The organism is Kitasatospora sp. NPDC058162, assembly GCF_042884005.1.
GTDB lineage: Bacteria > Actinomycetota > Actinomycetes > Streptomycetales > Streptomycetaceae > Kitasatospora.
On record NZ_JBHVUS010000014.1, the window covers coordinates 1 to 21,867 of the forward strand.

At 70.4% G+C, this 21,867-nt stretch carries 11 protein-coding genes; 3 read left to right on the forward strand and 8 right to left on the reverse strand.

Going from position 1 to position 21,867, the window contains the following annotated elements; translation table 11 throughout:
* Positions 1 to 105: 105 nt before the first annotated feature.
* A complete protein-coding gene (locus tag ACFVXG_RS24330; RefSeq protein ID WP_387930507.1) occupies positions 106 to 1,206 on the reverse strand; it encodes a chemotaxis protein in 1,101 nt (366 codons plus the stop codon).
* A 201-nt stretch (positions 1,207 to 1,407) separates the two neighbouring features.
* On the opposite strand from ACFVXG_RS24330, the gene ACFVXG_RS24335 reads away from it, so the two are divergent.
* Positions 1,408 to 1,818 carry a tautomerase family protein gene (locus tag ACFVXG_RS24335; RefSeq protein ID WP_387930508.1) on the forward strand — a complete coding sequence of 137 codons (411 nt, stop codon included), beginning with the start codon at positions 1,408 to 1,410 and terminating at the stop codon, positions 1,816 to 1,818.
* Between the two features lie 46 nt (positions 1,819 to 1,864).
* Here ACFVXG_RS24335 and ACFVXG_RS24340 read toward each other — a convergent pair whose 3' ends face one another.
* The 4 genes from ACFVXG_RS24340 to tnpA form a co-directional block, all read right to left on the reverse strand.
* Positions 1,865 to 3,094 carry an NAD(P)/FAD-dependent oxidoreductase gene (locus ACFVXG_RS24340; RefSeq protein ID WP_387930509.1) on the reverse strand — a complete coding sequence of 410 codons (1,230 nt, stop codon included), beginning with the start codon at positions 3,092 to 3,094 and terminating at the stop codon, positions 1,865 to 1,867.
* Positions 3,091 to 3,288 carry a ferredoxin gene (locus ACFVXG_RS24345; RefSeq protein ID WP_387930510.1) on the reverse strand — a complete coding sequence of 66 codons (198 nt, stop codon included), beginning with the start codon at positions 3,286 to 3,288 and terminating at the stop codon, positions 3,091 to 3,093. Before ACFVXG_RS24345 ends, ACFVXG_RS24340 begins: the two co-directional genes overlap by 4 nt.
* Before the next feature lie 50 nt (positions 3,289 to 3,338).
* Complete coding sequence (locus ACFVXG_RS24350) at positions 3,339 to 4,538, reverse strand: cytochrome P450 (protein ID WP_387930511.1); 1,200 nt, start codon at positions 4,536 to 4,538, stop codon at positions 3,339 to 3,341.
* A 267-nt stretch (positions 4,539 to 4,805) separates the two neighbouring features.
* On the reverse strand, positions 4,806 to 5,222 hold the full coding sequence (gene tnpA, locus ACFVXG_RS24355; protein WP_387930512.1) for an IS200/IS605 family transposase: 417 nt from the start codon (positions 5,220 to 5,222) through the stop codon (positions 4,806 to 4,808).
* A 25-nt stretch (positions 5,223 to 5,247) separates the two neighbouring features.
* Here tnpA and ACFVXG_RS24360 point away from each other — a divergent pair, with 25 nt between their 5' ends.
* Together ACFVXG_RS24360 and ACFVXG_RS24365 are read left to right on the forward strand one after the other, a co-directional pair.
* Entirely contained in the window at positions 5,248 to 6,381 is a 1,134-nt protein-coding gene (locus ACFVXG_RS24360) for an RNA-guided endonuclease InsQ/TnpB family protein (RefSeq protein ID WP_387930681.1), read from the forward strand.
* A 236-nt stretch (positions 6,382 to 6,617) separates the two neighbouring features.
* Positions 6,618 to 7,292: a MarR family winged helix-turn-helix transcriptional regulator gene (locus ACFVXG_RS24365; protein WP_387930513.1), complete on the forward strand. Its 675-nt coding sequence runs from the start codon at positions 6,618 to 6,620 to the stop codon at positions 7,290 to 7,292.
* Here ACFVXG_RS24365 and ACFVXG_RS24370 read toward each other — a convergent pair.
* The 3 genes from ACFVXG_RS24370 to ACFVXG_RS24380 all read right to left on the reverse strand — a co-directional run bounded on the left by ACFVXG_RS24370 (position 7,201) and on the right by ACFVXG_RS24380 (position 21,490).
* Positions 7,201 to 8,874 (reverse strand): S1 RNA-binding domain-containing protein, encoded by a 1,674-nt coding sequence (locus tag ACFVXG_RS24370; RefSeq protein WP_387930514.1) that lies wholly within the window; start codon positions 8,872 to 8,874, stop codon positions 7,201 to 7,203. The genes ACFVXG_RS24365 and ACFVXG_RS24370 overlap by 92 nt on opposite strands.
* Positions 8,875 to 9,000: 126 nt before the next feature.
* Positions 9,001 to 10,242, reverse strand: coding sequence for a hypothetical protein (locus ACFVXG_RS24375; RefSeq protein ID WP_387930515.1), 1,242 nt, complete (start codon positions 10,240 to 10,242; stop codon positions 9,001 to 9,003).
* 25 nt (positions 10,243 to 10,267) lie between these two features.
* The gene (locus tag ACFVXG_RS24380; protein WP_387930516.1) at positions 10,268 to 21,490 is read right to left on the reverse strand and encodes a LamG-like jellyroll fold domain-containing protein; all 11,223 of its coding nucleotides are present in this window, start codon (positions 21,488 to 21,490) and stop codon (positions 10,268 to 10,270) included.
* Positions 21,491 to 21,867: the final 377 nt, after the last annotated feature.

The following is a 21,867-nucleotide window of genomic DNA, read 5'->3' on the forward strand; positions in this document are numbered from 1 at the left end:
TGCACCTGACCGGGCCCTTGCGCACGGTGTTGTCCGGCTGCGACGCGTTGTGGGCGCCCGCCGCGCCCGGGGGGTGAGGCGGCGCCCGGGCGCGGCGGGCGGGGGTCAGTAGCGCAGGTCGGCGGCGATGCCGCGGGCGTCGGCGAGGGTGCCGTCGGGGACGAAGGCGACCCGGGCGCCGGTGTCGAGGGCGCGCTCGATGACCTCGTCGACGACGTCCTCGCGGGCCCCGGCCTCGCCGGCCTCGGCGGGGACGAGGTGCTCGCCGGCGTCGCGGACGGTGGCGCGGTGGTTCTCCTCGACCACCAGGAAGGCGATGCGCCCCTCCCCCACCGCCTGCCAGACCTCGTCGAGACCGGCGGCGTACGAGGAGCGGCCGCGGGCCTTGTCGAGCCGGGCGAGGGCGTCGGCGGTCTCCTGCTCGGCGTGGGCGCGCACGGCGGGCCCGACCACCTTGCGGACGGTCTCGACGTCGGCCTGGGCGAGGCCGCCGTGCGGGATCTGGGCGGTGGCCTCCTTGGCGATCGGGCCGGCCGCGTCCAGCAGGGCCAGGGCGGGCGCGTCGCCGACGACGTACAGCGGGCGGGGGTCGGCGGCCAGGACCCTGCCGATCGCGGTGTCGGCCTGGCGCAGGAAGGTCTTGGTCTCCTCGTCGCGGAAGGTGCTGGGGGTGTCGCCGATGCGCTCGCGGCGCTCCGGGTCGGGGTTGTCGAGGAGGGCGCGGGTCAGCGGGAAGCCGTGGGCGCGGTCCTCGGTGACCCGCTCCGGGTTCCCGCCCCACAGCACGGCCCGGTCGGCGGCGACGGCGAGCACCCAGTAGGGGCGCTCGGCGGCCTGGGCGGAGACGAGGTTGCGGGTGAGGAAGGTGTCGGACAGGACCACCCGGGCGGGGGCGGTGCGGGCGAAGGACCAGATCCGGTGCTCGCCGGGCGCGGCGAGGATCGCCAGGCCGTCCTCGGCGTGCACCAGGTCCACCTCGGCAAGGGCCTTGTCGAGCCGGCCGGTGACGTCGATCCGGTCGGCCCGGGAGACCTCGGGGTCGGCCTGGAGCCGCTCCTTCGCCTCGGCCACCAGGTTGCGCAGCCGTACCGGGTCCTGGGCGTTGTCCGGTTCGCGGCGGTGGGTGGGCATCAGGATGGACACCGCCGGGTAGGGCCGGGGGCGGCGCAGTTCGGCGAGGACGGCGGGGCTGAGGGCGGGGTGCATGGGGACCCTTTCCGAAGGCGGTCGGCCTTCTCTGCGTGGGCGCACGGTGCCTGGCGCTGCTGCCAAATGTCCCCAATGTAGCGATTTGCCCCTCGGGCCGCCGGGTCGGCGGGCCGCTGCCCCTTGCGGGCCGGCCGCTGATGGCTGTACCTACTGGTACGTACAGTGGAGTGGGACCGGAGACGAGGGAAGGGAGTCGGCATGCCGTTCGTCCGCATCGACGCGCTGGGGGCCGGACCGGAGCGGCTCGACGCCCTGGGGCGCGCCGTGCACGAGGCACTGGTGGAGACGATCGGGATCCCGCCCGACGACCACTTCCAGGTGCTCACCGACCACGACGGCGTCAACGGCACGCTGCGGTACGGCGGTTACCTCGGGGTGCGGCGGGACGAGGGCATCGTCTACGTGGCGATCACGCTGCGCGCCGGGCGCAGCGAGGAGCGGAAGCGGGCGCTGTACCGCAGGATCGCCGAGCTCGCCCACGCCTACGCGGGCACCGAGCCGCGCAACGTGTTCGTCGTCCTGACCGAGAACGCGTCGGTGGACTGGTCGCTGGGCGAGGGGGTGGCCCAGTACGCCCTCCCGGACGGGGAGGGCGTACCGGGCCGCTGACCCACTGCTCTGCTGACCTGCTCAGCCGAGCGGCGCGGGCTCCCGCTCAGCCGACCCGGGCGGGCTCCGGGCCGGTGGCGGCGGGCGGCCAGGGGCCGTGGGCCGCGACCTGGGCGCGCAGTCCGCGCAGGGCCCGGGCGGCGGCGATGCCCACCGCGCCGGTGACCCGGCCCTCCCGCAGGCAGGCGGCGGCGAAGCGGTGCTCGGCGAGGCTGCCGTCGACCAGTTCGAAGCGGTCGGCGCCGCCGGGGCTGCCGAAGGCCTGCACCCGCAGGCCGTACTGGTCGGTCCACAGGTACGGGACCGGCGCGTAGGCCTGGCGGGCGCCGTCCGGGCCGGCCAGCAGGTTGCGGGCGGCGAGCAGGGCCTGGTCGGTGGCGTTGGTGCGCTGCTCCAGGCGCCGGCGCCGGCCGGTGCGCGGGTCGGGCCAGGAGGCGGCGTCACCGGCCGCCCAGACGCCGGGGCCGGCGGCGAGTCGGGCGTCGCAGGCCACTCCGCCGTCCGCCTCCAGGGGCACCCCGCTGCCGGCCAGCCACTCGGTGGCCGGCACGGATCCGATCGCCATCAGCACGGCGTCGGCGGCCAGTTCGCCGCCGTCGGCGAGCCGCACGCCGGCGGCCCGGCCGCGCCGGTGGAGCACGGCGGCGGCCGCGCCCCGGTGGATCCGCACCCCGTGCTCGCGGTGCAGGCCGGTCAGCAGCGCGGCCGTCTCGGCGCCCAGGACGGCGGCCAGCGGCGCGGCGGCCGAAACCAGCCAGGTCACCTCGGCGCCGAGCCCGACCGCGGTGGCCGCCGCCTCGGCGCCGAGCAGTCCGCCGCCGACCACCAACAGCCGTACGCCCGGCCGCAGTTCCTCGCGCAGCGCGAGGGCGTCGGCCAGGGTGCGCAGCACGTGGGCGCCGGGCGGCGGTGCCTCGGCGCCGGGCAGCCGGCGCGGGCGGACGCCGGTGGCCACCACGAGGGCGTCGCAGCGCACCCGGCCTCCGTCGGCCAGGTGGACCGTGCGGGCGCCGCGGTCCAGGCGTTCGGCCGCAACGCCCAGGCGCAGGTCGAGCCGCAGCTCCTCCAGCGCGGCGGGCTCGCGCAGGGCCAGCTTCTCCGGTGCCAGTCGGCCGTCGAGCAGTTGCTTGGACAGCGGCGGCCGGTCGTACGGGGGCTCGGGCTCGGCCCCGACGAGGGTGAGGCGGCCGTCGTAGCCGGCCCGGCGCAGCGCCTCGGCGGCGTGCAGTCCGGCGGCGCCGGCTCCGACGACGGCGACCTCGCGCGGTGCGGTCACACGGTTTCCAGGGTGATCGCCGCGGCCGGGCAGACCGCGGCGGCGTCCTGGACGGCCTGGTGGAGGTCGGCCGGGGGGCGGGCGTCGAGCAGGACGACGATGCCGTCCTCGTCGCGCTGGTCGAAGACCTCGGGGGCGGCGAGCACGCAGTGGCCGGCGCCGCAGCACTTGTCCTGGTCGATCCGGACGAGCATGGGTTTCCCTTCGGGGGTGGGGGTTGGAATAGGAATGGGGCCGGGCCGGGCTACCAGGCGATGGGCAGTTCGTGGACGCCGTAGATGAGCATCTCGCCGCGGAAGCGGACGTCCTCGAAGGGGGCGGCCAGGCGCAGCCCGGGCAGGCGGCGCAGGACGGTGTCGAGGGCGATCTGCAGTTCCAGCCGGGCCAGGGGCTGGCCCAGGCACTGGTGGACGCCGAAGCCGAAAGCGAGGTGGCGGCGGGCGTCGCGGGTCAGGTCGAGTTCGTCGGCGTCGGGGAACTCCCCCGGGTCCCGGTTGGCGGCGCTGATCATGCAGACGACGCCCTCGCCGGCCCGGATCCGCACCCCGCCGAGGTCGACGTCCTCGGTGGCGACCCTGGTCAGGCCGGAGTGCACGATGGTCAGGTAGCGCAGCAGTTCCTCGACGGCGCCGGGGACGGCCTCGGGGTGGCGGCGCAGGTGGTCGAGCTGGGCGGGGTTCTGCAGCAGGGCGAGGACGGAGAGCGCGGTCATGTTGGCGGTGGTCTCGTGCCCGGCGACCAGCAGCAGCCGGCCCATCGCGCCGATCTCCTTGGTGTTCAGCTCGCCGCGCTCCACCAGACGGCTGAGGATGCCGTCGTCGGGGTCGGTGCGCTTGGTCTCGGTGAGTTCCTCCAGGTAGTCGGTGAGGCGGGCCTGGGCGGCGATGACGTCCTCGACCGCGGAGTCGCGGCGCAGCAGGACGCGGCTGCACTCCTGGAAGAACTCGTGGTCCTGGTAGGGGACTCCGAGCAGCAGGCAGATGACCAGGGAGGGCAGCGGCAGGGCGAACTCGCCGACCAGGTCGGCCTCGGTGCGGCCCTCGGTCATCTTGTCCAGCAGCTCGTCGGCGATGCGCTGGACCTCGGGGCGCAGCGCCTCGACCTTCTTGATCATGAATTCGCCGGTGAGCATCCGTCGCAGGCGGGCGTGCTCGGGGTCGTCCATCCGGATGAAGGTGGGCTGGCCGTTGTTCAGGTAGCGGGCGCCGGCGCTGACGAAGGGGAAGCCGGGGCGGGTGGAGTCCGAGCTGAAGCGGGGGTCGGAGAGCACCGCCTTGATGTCCTGGTGGCGGGTGAGCAGCCAGCTGGGGGAACCGTCCCAGAGGGCGATGCGGCTGATCGGCTCCTCCTGCCGGGCCTGCTGGTAGACCGGCGGCGGGGCGAACGGGCAGGTGCCGCGGGCGGCGGGGTGGGTGAAGCGGGGGGTGGGTGCGGCGGTGGCCATGGGGGGCTCCCCTCTCGGAGCTGGCTGTGCCGGATGGTCGGTCCGGTGCGGCCCGCAGCGCCGTGCGGGGCGCGCGGGGGTGCGGCCGTGCGGGGGCACGCGGAGGTGCGGCGGGCGTGCGGGCCCGGAGCATTTACGTGCCAAAAGCAACTAACTCGCTGTCACGCTAACTCGCGGTCCGTGGCGGCGAAAGAGCCCATCGGGTGAGCGCGGAATCTGTCCGAAATCCGGTGACCGGTCTGCGCCGCAGCCGGGATGCGCACCGGGTCAGACGGGCCGGTTCTGCTGCTCGATGTACTGGCGCACTGTCGACAACGGCGCACCGCCGACCGATCCGGCGAAGTATGAGCCCGACCAGAGGCGCTGTGCACGCCAGTAGTGCTGGACGAGTTCGGGGTACTCCTGGCGCATCCGGCGTGAGCTGACGCCCTTGAGGGAGTTGACCAGCTTGGACAGGGCGACCTTGGGCGGGAAGTTCACGAGCAGGTGGACGTGATTGTTCTCGCCGTTGAACTCGACCAGCTCGACCTCGAAGTCCTGGCAGACGGCGCGCATGATCTCTTCCATGCGTGTCAGGTGCCGGTCGGCGAATACCTTGTGACGGTACTTCGTCACGAAAACCAAGTGCGCATGGAGGACAAAAGTGCAGTGCCTGCCTGTACGGATGTTCTGATATTCACCCATAAACCAACATGATACGGTGACCGTTATGCAGCTTCGATACCGGTACGAAGCCGAGTTGAACGTGGGTCAGCGCAAGCGTGCTGCCCGCGCGTTCGGGTGCGCCCGCGTGGTCTTCAACGACGGCCTGCGGCTGTGCCTGGAGGCCGACGGGCGCGGGGAGAAGATCCCGAGTGCCGCCGCGCTGTCGAAGCTCGTGGTTACCGACGGCAAGAAGAAGCAGGACCGGGCATGGCTCGGTGAGGTGTCGGCGGTGGTGCTGCAACAGTCCGTGCGGGACCTCGGACAGGCATGGTCGAACCACCTCGCCTCACGCAAGGGCACCCGCAAAGGTCCGAAGGTGGAGCAGCCATCGTTCAAGTCGAAGAAGGACCTCCGCGACGCGATCCGGTTCACCGCCAACGCCCGCTTCAAGATCATGCCCAGTGGTCGTCTACGCCTGCCCGGCATCGGCGAGATCGAGATCAAGTGGTCCCGCGACCTGCCATCCGATCCCACCAGCGTCACCCTGATCCGCACCCCGACGGGGCGGTTCTTCGTATCATTCGTCACCGAGACCGACCCCGCCGGTGACCTCCTGGAACCCACCACAGGCGAGACGGGCATCGACCTCGGTCTCAACCGCTTCGCCGTCCTCTCGGACGGCAGCCACATCGAGAACCCGCGCTTCCTGCGCAAGGCCACCAAGAAGCTCGCCAGGGAACAGCGCCGCCTGGCACGCAAGGAGAAGGGCTCCAACAACCGGGACAAGCAGCGCCGCAAGGTCGCCCAAGCTCACGCCGCCGTGGCCGACGCCCGACGCGACTTCCACCACCAGTGGTCAACCCGCCTGATCAGCGACAACCAAGCGATCTACGCGGAGACCCTGAACATTCGTGGACTCGCGAAAGGACGCCTCGCCAAGAGCGTCAATGACGCCGGATGGGCCGGCTTCCTCAGCATGCTCCAGTACAAGGCGGCCAAGACCGGGCGCGTCTTCATCCAGATCGACCGCACCTTCCCGTCCTCGCGCCTGTGCTCCGACTGCGGCCACCACGACGGCCCCAAGCCCCTGCGCATCCGCACATGGACCTGCCCCAACTGCCAGACAGTGCAGGACCGCGACTGGAACGCTGCCCGCAACATACACACCGAAGGGCGCCGCCTCGCGGCAGCCGCATAGCACCGCCGAGAACCATCCACCGACGGACAGTCGGCCCTAGCCGGGCAACCGAGCTGGGTAAACGCCTGCGGATCGCCAGAAGACCTCTGGTCGGTAATCAGAGGCACGCGAGCAACCCCCAGCAATGGGAAGGAACCAGGAACCGACCGTCATGCCCCCGCGCAGCGTTGCCGCGCGGAGCGTGGCAGGGAATCCCCGGCGTTTACGCCGGGGAGTTCGGGTGTCAAAGTTCCTCCATGTCGGACGCCGCAGACGATCGGACCGCCACCACGGACACCGCCACCGCAGACCTGGAGGCCGTACTGGCCTCGCTGGCCTACCTGCTGACCCGCTCCCAGGAGCACGAGCGCCGCACCGCCAAGGCCGGCATCACCGCCGCCCGCTCGGACGTCTACCTGCTGCGCGCCCTCTGCGAGGCGGACGGGCCCAGCCGGGTGGGCGACCTGGCCGAGCGGCTGATGGTCAAGCCCTCCCACGTCACCCGGCAGATCGACCGCCTGGAGGGCCAGCACCTGGTGGCGCGCACCCCCGACGCCCTGGACCGGCGGGCCCGCCGGGTCGCCCTCACCGCCGACGGGCGGGCCGTGCTCGACCGGCTGAAACAGGCCAACATCACCAGCCTGACCGACGCCCTGGACGGCGTCCCGGCCCCGGACGTCGCCGCGACGGTCGGCGTGCTGTGCCACCTGATCGAGCGTTACGTCCAGCGGGTGCGGGGCTCGCTGCTCTCGGAGGACGACCCCGCTCCCCCGGCGCCGTGCCCGCCGGACGGGGTGCCGGCGGCGCGCGGAGGTGCGGCGGGCGGCGGGGCGGCGGGCGTCAGGCGGGCCGGTGCGGCTCCTGCCCCTGGGCGTGGTCCTGCTCCTGCTCCTGGGCGAGGGCCTGCTGTGCCTGGATCTGCGACAGGGTGATCCGGCGCCGGGTGGGGTCGACGCCGATGACCATGACGGTGATCAGGTCGCCGATCCGGACCGCCTCGCCGGGCCCGCCCGCGGGCGGCGGCGCGAGTTCGCTGGTGTGGACCAGGCCCACCAGCCCGTCCGGCCGGTCCTCGAGGCGGACGAAGACGCCGAACGGCGCGAAGGCGGTGACCACCCCGTCGTAGAGCCGGCCGATCCGGTGGACGAACTCGCGCATCGGGTCCGGCTGCAGGCCTTTGAGGGACAGCGACACCCGTTCGCGGACCGGGTCGACGTCCAGGACCTCCGCCGTGATCCGCTGCCCGACCGCGACCACGTCGCCGGGGCGGTCGACGGGCCGCCAGGACAGTTCGGGGATGTTGATCATCGCGGTGAAGCCGCCGATGTCGACGAAGGTGACGCCGAAGCTCGCGATCTCGGTGACCGTACCGGTCACGGCCTGGCCCCGGCGCAGGGTCCGCAGGAAGGCCCAGTCCCGGTCGCCCGGCGCCGGCTCGGTGCGCCACCTGGCCCGCAGGACGCCGTCGGCGTCCGGCAGCACCGCGGTGAACAGCGGGCCGCGCTCGCCGGTGAACACCGACAGGACGGCGGCGGCCCGGGCCCCCGACAGCTCGGCGGCCCGCTCCCGGAACTCCTGCGCATCCGCGACCGTGCCGGTGATCCGGCCGTCACGGCCCTCCCGGACGAACTCGACCAGGCCGTCCTCGGGCAGGGCGGCCAGGGCCGCGGCGACGTCGGTGAACAGCTCCGGCCACACGGCCAGTTGAGCCCGCGGGGCCAGCCGGGCGCGCACCGCGTCGACCGCCTCCGCCACCCGCGTCACCTCCGCGGCCGTCCTCGGCGCCGTACCGTCGCCCAGCCGGTGCCAGCGGGTGGCGTTGCCGGCGGGCGACTCCTCCAGCAGCGCCGCCCGGCCCTCCGTCACGTACCGGCGCACCCGGGCCCAGAACTCCTCGTCGGCCGGGCACTGCTCCCCCGGCTCGTCGAACTCGGCCTCGTACGGGGAGGCGGCCATCGGCTCCGGGTGCAGGCCCAGCGCGCGGGTGCGCGCCACCGCCTGCGGGCAGGGCGCGTCGCTGCCGACGTAGACGTACTGGTCCCAGCCGACGTGCACGGCGAAGGCGGGCTCGGGGCCGTCCCCGGAGTCGGTTCCGGCATCGGGCTCGGTCTCCAGGCGGCACCAGGCGCCGCTGCCGCGGAGCATCGCCCGCACCAGCTCCAGGCCGACCGCGACCGGCACCCGGGCGCCGTCGTGGAAGCCGGGGCGGAAACCGGTCGGGTCGGGCGGGAACAGCCCCGCCAGGCCGCCGCCCTCGACCGCCGGCTCCGCACCGAAGTGCGTGAGGCCGGGCGGGGCCTGGGGCTCACGGACCGACAGCCACCGCACGCCGCTCTCCTCGGCGAAGGCCGCCACGGCCTCCAGGTAGGCGGCCTCCACCGGCCCGTGGTCGCTGACCGCCTCCTCCGCCCCCGTGTAGCAGCCCCGCTCGTCGCGGTCGGCGGGGTCGTACTTGGTGATCCGGTACACGTGGGACGGCGGCGCGGCGCGGTGCCGCCGGGGGTGGGAGCTCACCGCGCCATCCTGCCGCAGCGTCCGGGGTGCCCGGCGGCGGGGCGGGGCTCTGGCGCTTTCGACGCCACGGCCAGACGAGGGTCAGGCCGTGGGCCGCCCGTCATCACCTCGACGCTGTGGGAACGGTCACGTTCCAGGCGGCCAGGACCCGATGAGGGTGTTCTCAGATCCCACAGCCGCGGCAACGCCAGCCCTCGCACGAAAAGCGCCCACGCCTTCGTCAGTAAGGCTCATGGCCACCGAGAAACCCCCCCGGCCAGCGTCCGCATCCGCGATCGGTCGGCCTTCCCCCCAGAGCAGCTCGGGAGCCGGCACGTTCACCGAGAAGGCGAACGGGCGATGCTTCGTGATTTCGATTTTTCCTGATGTAATCAAAGGATCGAAATTCACGTTCACCGCATCCATGCTTGATGCCACCTCTCCGCGCGAATCAAGAATTCGCACAGACAAGCACAGTGGCACGGAAAGTCGCAGCGGCTCGAAATCCGAAAGACCCAAAGCGATCGAGCCTCTGATCCAGAGATCCCCACCTCGGAGAAGAACACCGAGGAAGACCATCTGGGGCACGTCAGCCACCGACTCCATCGGCCGAGCATCAGCAAATAGGCTTTCCCGGCCGTCCACCATCGTGTAATCCTTCAGCTGCGCCACCTGCGCGGCCACATCGATCGGGACTTCGCCCCGCCTATATGCGACGCTTTCTCCACCCGGACCAGCCACCTCGACTGCAATGTCATTGTCGAGATCATCCAGTTCCTCGTGCAGATCTTCCAGGTACTGCCAAGGGTCAATATTTTCGGAGCTCAGTCGCGCTTCTTCACGCCAATTAATGAACCTGGAATGAGGGAACCCGAAGAGATCCCGCCGATCCAAGGGCAGTGAGCATGATTCCCGCAGAAGCCGGACCAGAAATTCTGCCATTCCACCAGGATGCTCGACGAATCCTTGACGATCACGCCTCCAAAGCACCACCGGCCAGCGGTCCGCGTCAGTTCCGACCGACCGCCAGTACAGGAATCCGTACGTCTCCCCATAGCTCTTCAGCCTGCCCCAGCAGATAAGGGAACCCGACTCCGGCCATAGCGGGTAACCAGAACCACTCTCCTCAAGCCATCGCAGACTGGATACGCGCGGCGTCATGGCCAGCATGTCTGCACCACCGGACTCCTCTCCAGTCGGTGAAGCGATTTCCAGCTGGTCGTCGATCACCCCTGCACCGTAAACGGCGATGAAGTCTCGAAAATCGCTTGGCAGGACTACGCCAAACAATTCTTCGATCGAACTCCAGTCGACAACATCACCACTTCCGTCGTGCGGGGGCATCAGGCCGACAAGCTCTTCCACTGCTGGATGCATTTCGTCTTCCACTCCGGTCGATTCTGGCATGCTCACTCTACCTGACCCCCGGTATAGGCAACGGACTGGCGCACGACGAGCATGAGTTCAGGCCGATGTTCACCCATGCCCCCGATTTCGGGCTGTATATGACATTTGGAACGACGCTCACCTGAACGTGCCCCGTGGAACTCAAAGCCTCCATCAGGAAAGCATAGGGAACGGTCCGATTTCCCTCGTACTTTGGCTGCACGCGGTACAGAACCTGCTGGCCAGCTTCAACCTCGTCTCTGACAAGATTCTCAAAGTCAGTCATTGGGCCATTCCGGCCAGGATCGGTCTTGTCCTGCCTGGATGCATTCGTCGAACGGCCACAGGTTGCCAAGTTCGCAAGGACCCCCCTCCCGCCCAGCTGATCCCCTAGAAGATGGCAAGCATTCACAGAGTATTGTGCCGAGTCCACTTCGAGATCCTTGGTAGCGAACTGCTGCGCCCATTTATATCCAGGAACACCCTTCTGCTTCGCGGCACTTCCATCCTTGATGCTTTCCTCAGTCAGGCAGGCCTCGACTCCAGTCGCCCGCTTTCCATTTGCCGCGTCTCTCGGTTCATATCCGACCAGCCCTCCCAGGGGGCATCCCAGAAGGTCTTTATTGCTGGTACCAAAGAAATCGAAGGTCTGAGTCGATCCTTGCCGTATTGAATCCTCGGCATTGGCTATTGACTGCAGCGTAGATGGATCAGGGGCAAGCTGCGCGGCAATGCCCTGCTGAGTCAGCCCGAGCTCAGGGCCGTTGAGCGGTGTGCCGGAGGGCGCCGTGGTCGAACAGTGCGTGCACTGGACGGGGTCGAGGTTGTGGGGGTCGACCTGCGGGGTGCTCTTGCTCGTCGACCCGTCACCGTGCGGCCGGTGGTGACGGCCGGTGGGGGTGTCGCAGCTGCTCCGGGAGAACGGGCTGGCCGCAACAATGCCGCCGAGGGTGAAGTCTCCGAGCGAGAAGCCCCCGAAGATCTCCGGGATGGCTCCGGCACCGAGTGGTGTGCCGTACAACCCCCATGACGGCACATCGAGCGACCCGCCGGAGTAGCCGAACGGATGCATCGCGTTGTTGATGCGCTGCTGTTCCAGCATCTGCTGGAGGTCGTACTCCTGACTGGTCGCCAGCCCGAAGTCTTTCTGTGCCCGGTCAGGAAGCGCTATCGGCACATCGGCAGGCGGAGGTGTGGACTCGGCGGGAGGTGTGCGGTCCTGGTCGTCTCCGCCGCCACCACCACCTCCCCACGGGGTTGTTACCGGGAACGGAGCGCAGGCGCGGTGTCCGCTGGGGTCGGCCGCGTTCATCGGGTCGCCGTTGGCGTAGGCGTAGAGGTTGGCAGCCGATGAGGTGCCGGTGGCGAGTTGGGCGGAGTCGCGGCTGGTGAACTCCGCGGTGGTGGGGTCGTACCAGCGGCTGGCAGTGCTGACCTGACCGCTTGCAGGGTCGGTCCAGCCGCCCTGGTACCCGAGCTTGCTGCCGGTCGTCGCCGTGCCGTCCGGCTTGCCCCACGGGTCGTAGGCTCCGGAGCCCGCCATGGCGGTGCCGTTCGCGGTGAACGTACCGACCAGGTCGCCGTGACGGTTGCTGTAGGCGAAGTTGGCGGCGCCGCCGGTGCTGACGGAAACGACGTCGCCGCCGGGCGCCCGGCTGTACGTCTCCGTGCCGTCCGTGACGAGGTGATTGCTCGCGTCGTCGTATCCGAACGTGCGGCCGGCCGTGGAGGCCAGTCGGCCGAGGGCGTCGTAGGAGTAGGTCTGGCTTCCCTGGGTCACGAGTTCGTCGAACGCGTCGTAGCCAGCGGTGGTGGTCGTGCCGCCGTTGCTGACGGATGACCTGGTGCCCCGCGGGGTGAACGTGTAGGTGTTGGCCCCGGCAGTGAGCAGCTGATTGCGCTGGTTGTAGGTCGCGCTCGTGGCACCCGACTTGGTGAGGTTGCCGTTGTCGTCGTAGCTGTAGGAGGCGGTGCTTTCCCCCTTGTTCCAGGTGGACAGCCGCCCGGCTTGGTCGTAGGTGTAGCTGGCGTTCGGCGTACCGGTGAGCCCGGTCGTGTTCTGGGTCTTCAGACGGCCCGATGAGTAGTAGCCGTACGCCACGGACGCCTTGGTGACGCCGGACGTGCTGAGGGTGTCGCTGGTGAGGTTCTGCTTCCCGTCGTAGGTGAACGACCGGCTCGTGTTGCCGTAGTTGACGGACTGCAGGGTCCCAGACGGGTAGTAGGTGTAGCCGACCGTGCTTGCGGTGAGCGGGTCGGCGAACGACTTCAGGCGTCCGGCCGGGTCGTAGCTGAAGCCGGCGGTTCCCGCCGCGTTGGTGCGGGAGGTCAGGAGGCCGTCCGCGTCGTAGGTGAAGCTCGCCTGGCCCTGCGGACCGGAGCTGGTCCACAGCCGTCCGCGGTCCTCGTAGCTGAAGGTCTGCGGGCCGTTCGGCGTGGAGACGGAGGTGATCCGCCCGGCGAGGTCGTAGCCGACGCTGCGAGTGGGTGTCGGCGCCTCGCCTCCGCTGCCGCTCTGAGCGGTGATCCGTCCTGCGGGGTCGTAGATGTTCTGGATCTTCACGCCGCCCGGCTTGAGGACGGTGATCGGCTGCAGGTTCGGATCGTATGCCGTGGTGTAGGTGCGGTCGACGGGGTTCGGGTAGGCGGAGGTCGCCGGTTCGACGGTGGACTCGGCCAGTCCGAGGGCGTTGTAGGTGAAGTAGGTGCTCTGCCCGTTGCCGTCGGTGTAGACGGTGCGGTGACCCGCAGCGTCGTAGCCGAGCGCGGTGGTGATGTTGTGGTTGGCGTCCACCGGCTGGATCTGGCGGACCGCCTGGCCGACCCCGTTGTACTCGGTGCGGTGTGTATTGCCGTCCGCGTCAGTGGTTGCCAGGGCGTTCCCGTCGGCGTCGTACTGGATGCGGCTCGTCGAGATCACCGCCCCACTCTCGTCGAGGTTGGCGATGCTCAGCGGTCGGCCGGCCTGGTCGTAGGTCGTGGCGGTCGCCCGCCCGCTCCGGCCGGGTGAGTCGGCGGGCGCCGTGGTGCGTACGGGGGCGCCGATGAGGTCGTACGAGGTGGTACTGGTGTTGCCCAGCGGGTCGGTGGTAGTGACCCGCTCCCCCGCCGCGTCATAGGAGTTGAGGGTGGCCTCCCGGTTGGGGGTGATCACGTTGGTCCGGTTGCCGGCGTCGTCGAATCCGAAGCTGCCGGTGTAGACGGCGGGCGTGCCGCCGCTGGTGCCGTGGGAGGTCTGGCGGACCTGCCTGCTGAACGTGACGGGGCGGCCGAGGTCGTCGTACGTCGACAGCACGACGACACCCGTCGGGTCGGTGACCGACTGGCTCTCACCGTCGAGGTCGTAGCTGTACAGCCACTTCGGGGTCACCCCGCCGACGCTCGGCAGGTCCTTCTCGACGAGGTTGCCCAGCTGGTCGTAGACGTTGGTAGCCGTGTTGCCCTTGGCGTCGGTGAGGACCTGGGGCCGACCCATGGTGTCGAAGTCGGTGCGGGTGACGGGGGTGAAGGTGCCACTGCCGTCGGGGGCGGTGTAGGTGTTGCCGGCGACGGCGAGGTGTTCGCCGGTGGCGTCGAAGGTGTGGGTGGTGGTGGTGATGGCGCCGGTCGGGTCCTTGGCCTCGGCGGTCTCGCCGAAGGTGTTGTAGCCGGTGCGGGTCTCGGGGGCGACGGTCAGCGTGAGGGGCTGCCCGGTCGCCGTGTTGAGGGTGGTGGTGGGCACCGGTGGTTCGGTGGTGACGACCTGTCGGCCGGCCTCGTCGTTGAGGTAGCTGACGGTGAACGAGGCGGGGTTGGCGCCGCTGACGTTGCCGTTGGGGCTGGTCCGGGTGAGCGGCAGGCCGCGCTGGTCGTAGCTGAAGGTCGTGGTGGAGTCCTGCGGCGGGTTCTTGGCGGTCTGCGCGGTGACGTCCCCGGCGACGTCGTAGGTGAAGTCGGTCTCCCGCGTCTGGGTCCCGTCGGTGATGGTGGAGCGCAGCACGCGGCCGGCCGCGTCGTAGGCGTTGCTGCTGGTGCGGTTGAGCCCGCCGGGGTCGACCGTGGTGCTGGTGGCGCGGCCCGCGGCGTCCCAGGTGTTGGCGACGGTGGTCTTGCCGCCGCCGGTGACGCGCTGGGTCAGGTTGCCTGCCGCGTCGTAGGTGTTCTGCTGCAGGACGACGTTGCGCAGGGTGCCGTCGAAGGCCTTGGCGACCGGGTCGAAGTTGTGGAACCCGTCGGCGTCGACCTCGGCGACGGTGTTGTCGTCGTTGTAGTAGGTGTGCGTGGAGCGGCCCATCGCGTCCGTCACCTTGGCCAGTCGGCCGGCGGGGTCGTAGGCCCGGGACTCGAGGATCTGCCAGCGGGCGCTGACCGGGGCGGCGGGGTTTCCGGTGTAGTTGGTGACGGCGACCTGCTGCAGCCAGCCCATCGGGGCGTAGTCGAAGCTGTAGGTGGTGCCGGCGGCGTCGGTGCTGGAGACCTTGTTGCCGTACTTGTCGTAGGTGTAGCTGGTCGAGCGGCCGGCCGGGTCGGTGACCTTCGTGAGCTGGCTGGTGGTGCCGGAGTAGGCCCAGGTCGTGGTGCGTGGGGCGTCGCCGCCGGTGAGGTCGGCGACGGTCCGGGTGAGGGGGTTGCCGTCGGTGTCGTAGGCGGTCGTGGTCCGGGGGGTGTGGACGGTGCCGGTGACGGCGTCCGTCGTGGCCGGGTCCGTGCGGGTGAGCGGGTTGCCCTGGCCGTCCCAGGTGTAGGAGGTGGTGACCTTGGTGGGGGTCTGTCCCTGGCCGCAGTTGGTGCAGGCCTCGGTGCTGGAGGTGAGGTGGCCGAGGTTGTCGTAGGTGTAGGTGGTGACCAGCCCCAGCGGGCTGACGCTCTTGGTGAGGTCACCGGCCGCGTTGTACGAGTTGACGGTGCTCAGGCTCGCGGGCACCGCCGCCTGGTTGGGGTAGGCGGCGTGGTCGACGTACGGGGACTGGGAGGTGACCAGCCCGGCGGGCTGGGTTCCGCTGGTCGGGTTTCCGTCGCTGCCGACGGCGGCCTCGCTGCCGCTGGTGCGGGCGACGTAGGAGGTGCGTCCCTGCGGGAAGTCCGCAGTGGCGGGCACGGTGGTGGACAGCAGCTCGCCAGCCGGGTCGTAGCTGTACTGCGTGCGGTAGGTGGCGTCGCCGGCCCCGCTGGAGCGGGCGTCGCTGCGGTCGGTCACCGTGTCGTTGACGGCGCCGAGGTGGTCTGGGGTGGCGTCGAGGTAGTAGTGGGCGTAGCCGGTGTGGCAGTGGGTGGTGTCCTGGCAGGTGGTGCGGGAGACCTCGTTGCCCCGGTTGTCGTGTCCGGTGGTGACGGTGTGTCCGTCGGCGTCGGTGACGGTGTGGAGGAAGCCGTTGGTGTCGTAGGAGTAGCGGGTGGTGTGGCCCCAGGCGTCGCTGCGGGAGATGAGCTTGGCCGAGCGGGTGTCGTAACGGTACGCGAGGGTGTTGCCGGTGGGGTCGGTGACGTTGGCTGCGGTGACGGGCGTGGCGGTGCCGCCGTCGCCCATGGCCTGGAAGTGGGCGGCGACCGTGGCGGCGTCGAGGCGGCTGGTGTAGTAGGAGGCCTCTGCGATGCTGCCGGTGAAGTGGTCGGCGCCGCCGCCGGGCCAGTTCCATCCGGTGGTGGTGCCGGCGCCGAGGTAGACGTACGGGGTGCCGTTGAAGGTGATCTTGCGCCCGGTGGTGTCGGAGGCGCTGGGCCGGCCGTCGATGTAGATGGTCTGGCCGCTGTCGTCGGCGGCGAGGACCACCTGGTGCCACTTGCCGTCGTTGACGGTCCGGTCGGAGGTCATGACAGCGCCTTGGCCCATCCAGAACTCACCGTGGACACGGCCGTCCGAACCGACGTACAACGCCGGGTTCCAGGTGTTCCCGAGCGGGGAGCCGACGGGGAAGTCCTGGTAGCCGTAGAGCGGGCCGCCGCTGGTGGTGTTGAACCAGAGCTCCATGCTGGCGGGGCCGTGGGTGGGAGCCGCGTCGGAAGGAAGCTGGATCTGCGAGGTGGTGCCGTTGAAGACCGCCGCGCGCTGGTTGCCGTGGTCGTTGGTCGGGCCGTCGGCGTTCAGGGTGACGTTGCTGTAGGTGCCGGCGGTCAGGTCGGGCATGGCGGTGCCGAGTTCGGCGGCCGCGTACCAGGAGCCGGAGGGGTCGTTGAGGCGCCAGTACTGGATCGGTCCGGCCTGGACGACGGCGGCGCGGTAGGCGCCGGCGGCGTCGAGGCCGCCGGGGGTTCCGGTGGCGGTGGCGGCCCGGTAGTGGTCGGCGACGGCGCCGGCGACGAGCGGGTAGCTGTAGATCGAGAAGTCGGCGATGGCGCCGTTGAAGTGGCCGACCTGGTCGGAGGGCGAGGGCGGGTTGGGCCAGCCGCCTCCGGTCCAGCCGGCGCCGAGGAAGTCGTAGGCGGAGCCGTTGTAGGTGATGGGCAGCGCCGTGGTACTGGTGGCGTTGGGCGCGCCGTCGAGGTAGAGGGTCTGTCCGTGGCCGTCGCCGGTCAGGGCGACGTGGTGCCAGTTCCCGTCGGCGACGGTGGTGGTGGAGACCAGGGCGTTGGTGGCCGAGCCGGTCCACAGGGCGCCGTAGAGCTTCTTGTCCGAGCCGATGTAGAGCGCGGGGTTCCAGCGGTCGGTGGAGCCGTTGGGCTTCCCGTCGATCGGGAAGGACTGGTGGCTGTAGAGGACGCCGGGGGCGGTGGTCTTGAACCAGAGCTCGACGGCCGTGCCGCTGTAGGGCTTAGGCGCGGTGTTGGGGGGCAGCTGGACGTAGGAGGTGGTGCCGTTGAAGCCGGTGGCGGTGGAAGCGCCGGAGGCCCAGGGGCCGCTCTGGCAGCAGGTGGTGTTGTGGTAGCTGCCGTGGTTCTGCGCCAGTGCCGCGGAGGAGATCAGTTCGGTGGCCTGGTTGCCGGTGGTGTCGCCCATCCGCCAGTAGCCGGTGGGGTGGGCGTCGACGACGGCCGCGTCGTACTGGGCGGCGCCGCTGGTGGTGGCCTGCTGGTAGAGGCTGGTGACCGTCGCGCTGTCCAGGCCGCGGGGGAACGCCATGACGTCGGCGATCTGGCCGTTGAAGTGGCCGGAGTCGTCGCCGGGGGCGGCGGGCCAGCCGAGGGAGACGGCGCCCGCGCCGACGAAGACGTGCTCGACGCCGTTGGGGGTGATGGCGCCGGTCAGCGGGCCGGCGCTCTGCGCGCCGTCCACGTAGAGCTGTTGGGACGTGGGGCTGTCGGCGGACAGTACGGCGAAGTGCCACTTGTTGTCGTTTACCGTGGCGGCGCTGGCCATCGTGTGGGAGGCGTCGCCGGTCCAGAGCTGGGCGTGGAGCTTGCCGTCCGTACCGACGTACAGGGCCGGGTTCCAGTGCAGGCCCGCCTGGGTGTGGGGGGCGTTGACGGGGAAGGACTGGTAGCTGAGCAGGACGCCGGCGCTGCCGGTCTTGAACCAGACCCCGAGCGTTCCCGGGCCGGACTGGGGTGCGTAGGAGGCGGGCAGTTCGGCCCAGGAGGTGCTGCCGTTGAAGGAGGCGGATCCGGTGGAGCCCGTCATCGGTCCGGCGGCGCCGAGTGTGACGTCGGAGTAGGTTCCGTTGTTGGGCGTGGGCCGGGGGCTGTAGACCTGGTTGGAGGCCTGGATCCCCTGGCTCTCCGACAGCCGCCAGTATCCGGCGGGCTGGGAGCCCATGACCTGGCCGCGGTACTCCTGGGAGGAGCCGGACACGGTCGGGTTGCTGAGCTTCCAGGTGCCGCCGTTCGAGTCGGTGATCTGGGAGGCGCGGTCCTTGACGGTGTCGTAGCCGGCCGCGGGCTGGGTCTTGCCGGAGGGGAGCTTCAGGCCGGACAGCTCGGTCGAGGGCTGGCTACCGGCCCGCCACAGGGCCTGGACGGTCGGGGCTCCGAGGGTCCGGTTGTAGAAGGCGACGTCGCTGATGCTGCCGGTGAAGTAGCTGGCCCGGCCGGTGAAGTCGGTGAACGGGCTGTCCTGCCACCAGGCGCTGGTGAAGCCGCCGCCGATGGCTCCGGCGCGCTGCCCGGGGGCGAGGACGGGTCCGGCCAGCGTGTCCTGGGCCTGGCCGTCGAGGTACAGCGTCTGGGTCACGCCTGCGGCGGACAGCAGCGCGAAGTGCCACTGCCCGTCGTTGACCGCCTTCGACGACTGCATGGGGTTGGAGGAGCCGGCCCAGAACTTGCCGTGGAGCTTGCCCGACTGGCCGACGTAGAGCGCGGGCGTGTAGTCGCCCGCCGTCGTTCCGCTGCCGGGGAAGTTCTCCGTCTGGTAGCTGAACAGCACGCCCGAGCCGGTGGTCTTGAACCAGAGCCCGACCGAGGTGTAGGACGAGCTGGCCAGCGCCGTCTGCGGAAGCGTCACGTAGCCGGAGCTTCCGTCGAAGGTCGCCGCTGTCGCGGAGGCCGCCGGCCCGGGGGTGCCGAGGGTCACGCCCTTGGCGGAGTAGGTCGCGTTGTCGTTGCCCTGGTTCTCGATCACCTCGCTGGCCGCGGTGGCACCGGAGGCCTCACCGAGGCGCCAGTACGAGACGGGGCCGGCGTCCAGGACGGCCGAGCGCAGGTGGGAGCCCGGGGTGTAGGTGTAACCGGTGCAGGGCCTGGCCGTGTTGGTTCCGGCCGGTGGGGTGCAGACGCTGTTCAGCTGGTCCGGATTGCCGCCGTCATATGTGTACGTCCAGGTCTGGGCGGTGTTCCAGTCCGTCCCGGTCGTGGGGTCGGTGTAGACCTTGGCGACGTGCCGGTTGTCCGTGGTCCATTCGAAGTGCAGCGACCGGCCCGAAGCGGTGTCCTTGACCGTGGTGAGCCTGCCGTTGGCGTAGGTGAGGTCCTGGATGTGCCCGGCCGCGTCGGTGACCCGGGACAGCGCGTAGGCACTGCCGCTGGATATGTGGAACTGGTAGACCACACCGTCCTTGGCCGTCAGGTCGAACCCGGCGTCGACCTTGGTGAGGGAGGCGAACTCGCCCGGCGGCGGGGTGTAGACGTTGCCGTTGCCGAGTCCGAAGCGTCCGGTGCGTCCGCTGGCGGTGGTCAGGACGATGGACCCGGTGCCGTCGGCGTCCGGCTGCACCTGCATGTCGAAGGCCGAGGTCCAGCCTGCCCCGAACAGCGTGGAGGTACGCGGGTCGAGGGAGTTGTACGAGCGGGTCACGGTCAGGGCCGGTCCGACCGTCTTCACGCTCGCGTCCGTCGCGGCGGTGGTGTAGTTGCCCACGTGGGCGTCGAAGTCGTGCCCTGCGCCGTCACCGGCGGCCCCGCCCAGGTGGGAGGTGATGACGGGCTGCTGCAGCTGGGTGGAGAAGGTCGAGTACCCCGACCACGGACTTGCGTCGATGTGGTCGCCGGCCATGACGGTCCACTGGTAGCCGCTGTTCCAGGCGAGCTTGCCCGGCGGAACGGCCCACGTCTGGCTCGGTTGCCAGCCCGACTCGGCGAGCAGCTGGGGGTCGCCCGAGGACGGGTTGGTGTAGACGCGGAAGTTGTAGTCGACCCCCGTGCCGGGGTAGTTGTCCGGGTCGTGGCCGCCTGCGTAGAGCTGCGGGGAGAGTGTGCTGACCACGGAGTTGGACAGCGGCACCATCGTGTCGATCTGCGGCTGGACGTTCTTGGCCGCGACCCACGTGCAGGTGTGGTACTGGATGCCGAAGTCGTCCCTGAGCGAGTACGTCCCGTTCACCACGCCGTCCCAGCACAGCTGGTAGCTGGTCCCCGGCGCCATCGGCGGGATGGTGGCGGTGAAGGTCACGGTGTCGCCCGTCTTGACCAGCCCCGGAACGCCCGTGGTGGTGCCCGCTCCCGGCCAGAACTCGTGCCAGCTCGCGTCGAAGAACCTCGGCTTGACCCGCATGCTGTTGGAGTTCCACCAGTTCGCGGCGAGGTTGGTCATGGTGACCTGCTGCGAGCCTGCGGTGAGCGCCGTCGGCGGGATGTAGTTCTGCGGGATGGAGTAGTCGGCGGCCCAGTCGACGTACGTGAGCTTCAGGAACGGCGGGTGCTGGGTGTTGACGCTGTCGAACTGCTTCCAGGACTGGATGTCGCTGTTGTCCGCCGTCAGGGCGAAGCCGTAGTTGCCGCCGCCGTGGGTCCAGTTGTTGATGAGCTGGACGCCGGCGGTGGTCGGGTCACCTCCGAGGTTGAACGGCACGGTGACGGGCGAGCCGGGGCAGTAGGTGCTGTTGGGTGCCTGGAAGTTGGCGGAGGCGATCACCGCGGGGTCGTACGGCACCTGGGAGAAGTCGTTGACGCTGCCCGGGTCCCAGGCCGAGGTGATGGCGTGCACGGCGACGTCGCGTGACTGGCAGCCGCCGCTCCAGATGGCGTTCAGGTCCAGCTCGGCCTTCTCGACGTACATGTTGCCCAGGTTCGCGCCGAGGGAGTCGAAGACGAGGTAGCTGGCGTCGTAGGACGCTCCCCCGTTGTAGCTGCCGGTCTTGAGGCTGGCTTCGCTCGCGTGGTTGGTGGCGCTGTTGGACACGATGTAGGTGGAGCGGGTGCCGTTGATCTGGCCGGTGGGGTCCACCTTGACCGGGAAGACCCGCTTGGGGTCCTTCAACCAGGCCGTGTCGAGGTCCATTTGCAGGGCCGACTTGCCGTTCACGGTGGTCAGCTTGTAGGTGACGGCGTTGGAGGTGATCCCCTCGCCGGAGTGCGGGTCGAGCGCCGAGTCCTCCATGAACCCGTGCGGGATGGTCATCCTGACCTTGCCGGCCTCGTCGGTGAAGCGGACGTTGCCGGAGCCGTCCAGGGAGGCCGACAGGCCCGTGGTGTTCAGCGGGAACACCCAGCTCGTCGGGGCGGAGGCGCTGTGCAGGACCAGCGACTCCTTGATGCCCTGCGCGAGCGTGTTGTAGACGACGTCGGAGTCCGCGAGTGCCCCGGGGTAGGTGAGGGTGTTCGCCGCGGCCGTGGCCGCGACCGGCTTGGCGCCCTGGAGCGTGTAGGAGATCCGGTGTCCGGCGTCCAGGGTCCAGTCGATCAGTGCGGTGCCGTCGGCACTCGGCGAGAAGCTGAGTGCCTGGTCGTTGGCGGCTTCGGCCCACCTGCCGTCACGGCGGCGGGACAGGCCGGTGTCGATGTTCTCCCAGGTGCCGTCGGGCTTCTGGAAGTGGACGGGCTGGCTGTAGACGCGCATCGTCTTGGTGCCGTCGGGGTTCTGGAAGACCGAGGTGGTGGAGGTCCTGGCCCCGGTGACCTCGGCGGCTCCGCCGGCGGGATCGGACGGACCGACCCAAGCGGCCGGCGCGTCCTTGGTCGGCGCCACCTGCCCCGTGGCGGCCTCTCCTTGGCTCTTCGGCGAGCCGTCCGGGTTGTTCGCTTGGGGCCTGGGCAGAACGGGGGGGCGTCGTCTGCTCGCCCTTCACCGGTGCTGGGGCAGCAGGTGCGTGCGGCTGGCCGCCGTCCTGACGGTCCGTCCTCTCGGGGGCCTCACCCGGCGCTGGGGTGTGCCCGGCCGCCACACCGCCGTCGGCGTGACGCGAGGTCTCGTTCACACCGACCTGGTGCCCCTGCCCGCCGGCGTCGTCCGAACGCTGCTGCGGAACCCGGGGAGCCTGTGCCGACACGACGGGTGACGGGGCGTGTGCCTCGGCGAAGGCCTCCGCGGGTTGGAGTGCCACTGCCTGCAGCAGGGTCAACGCC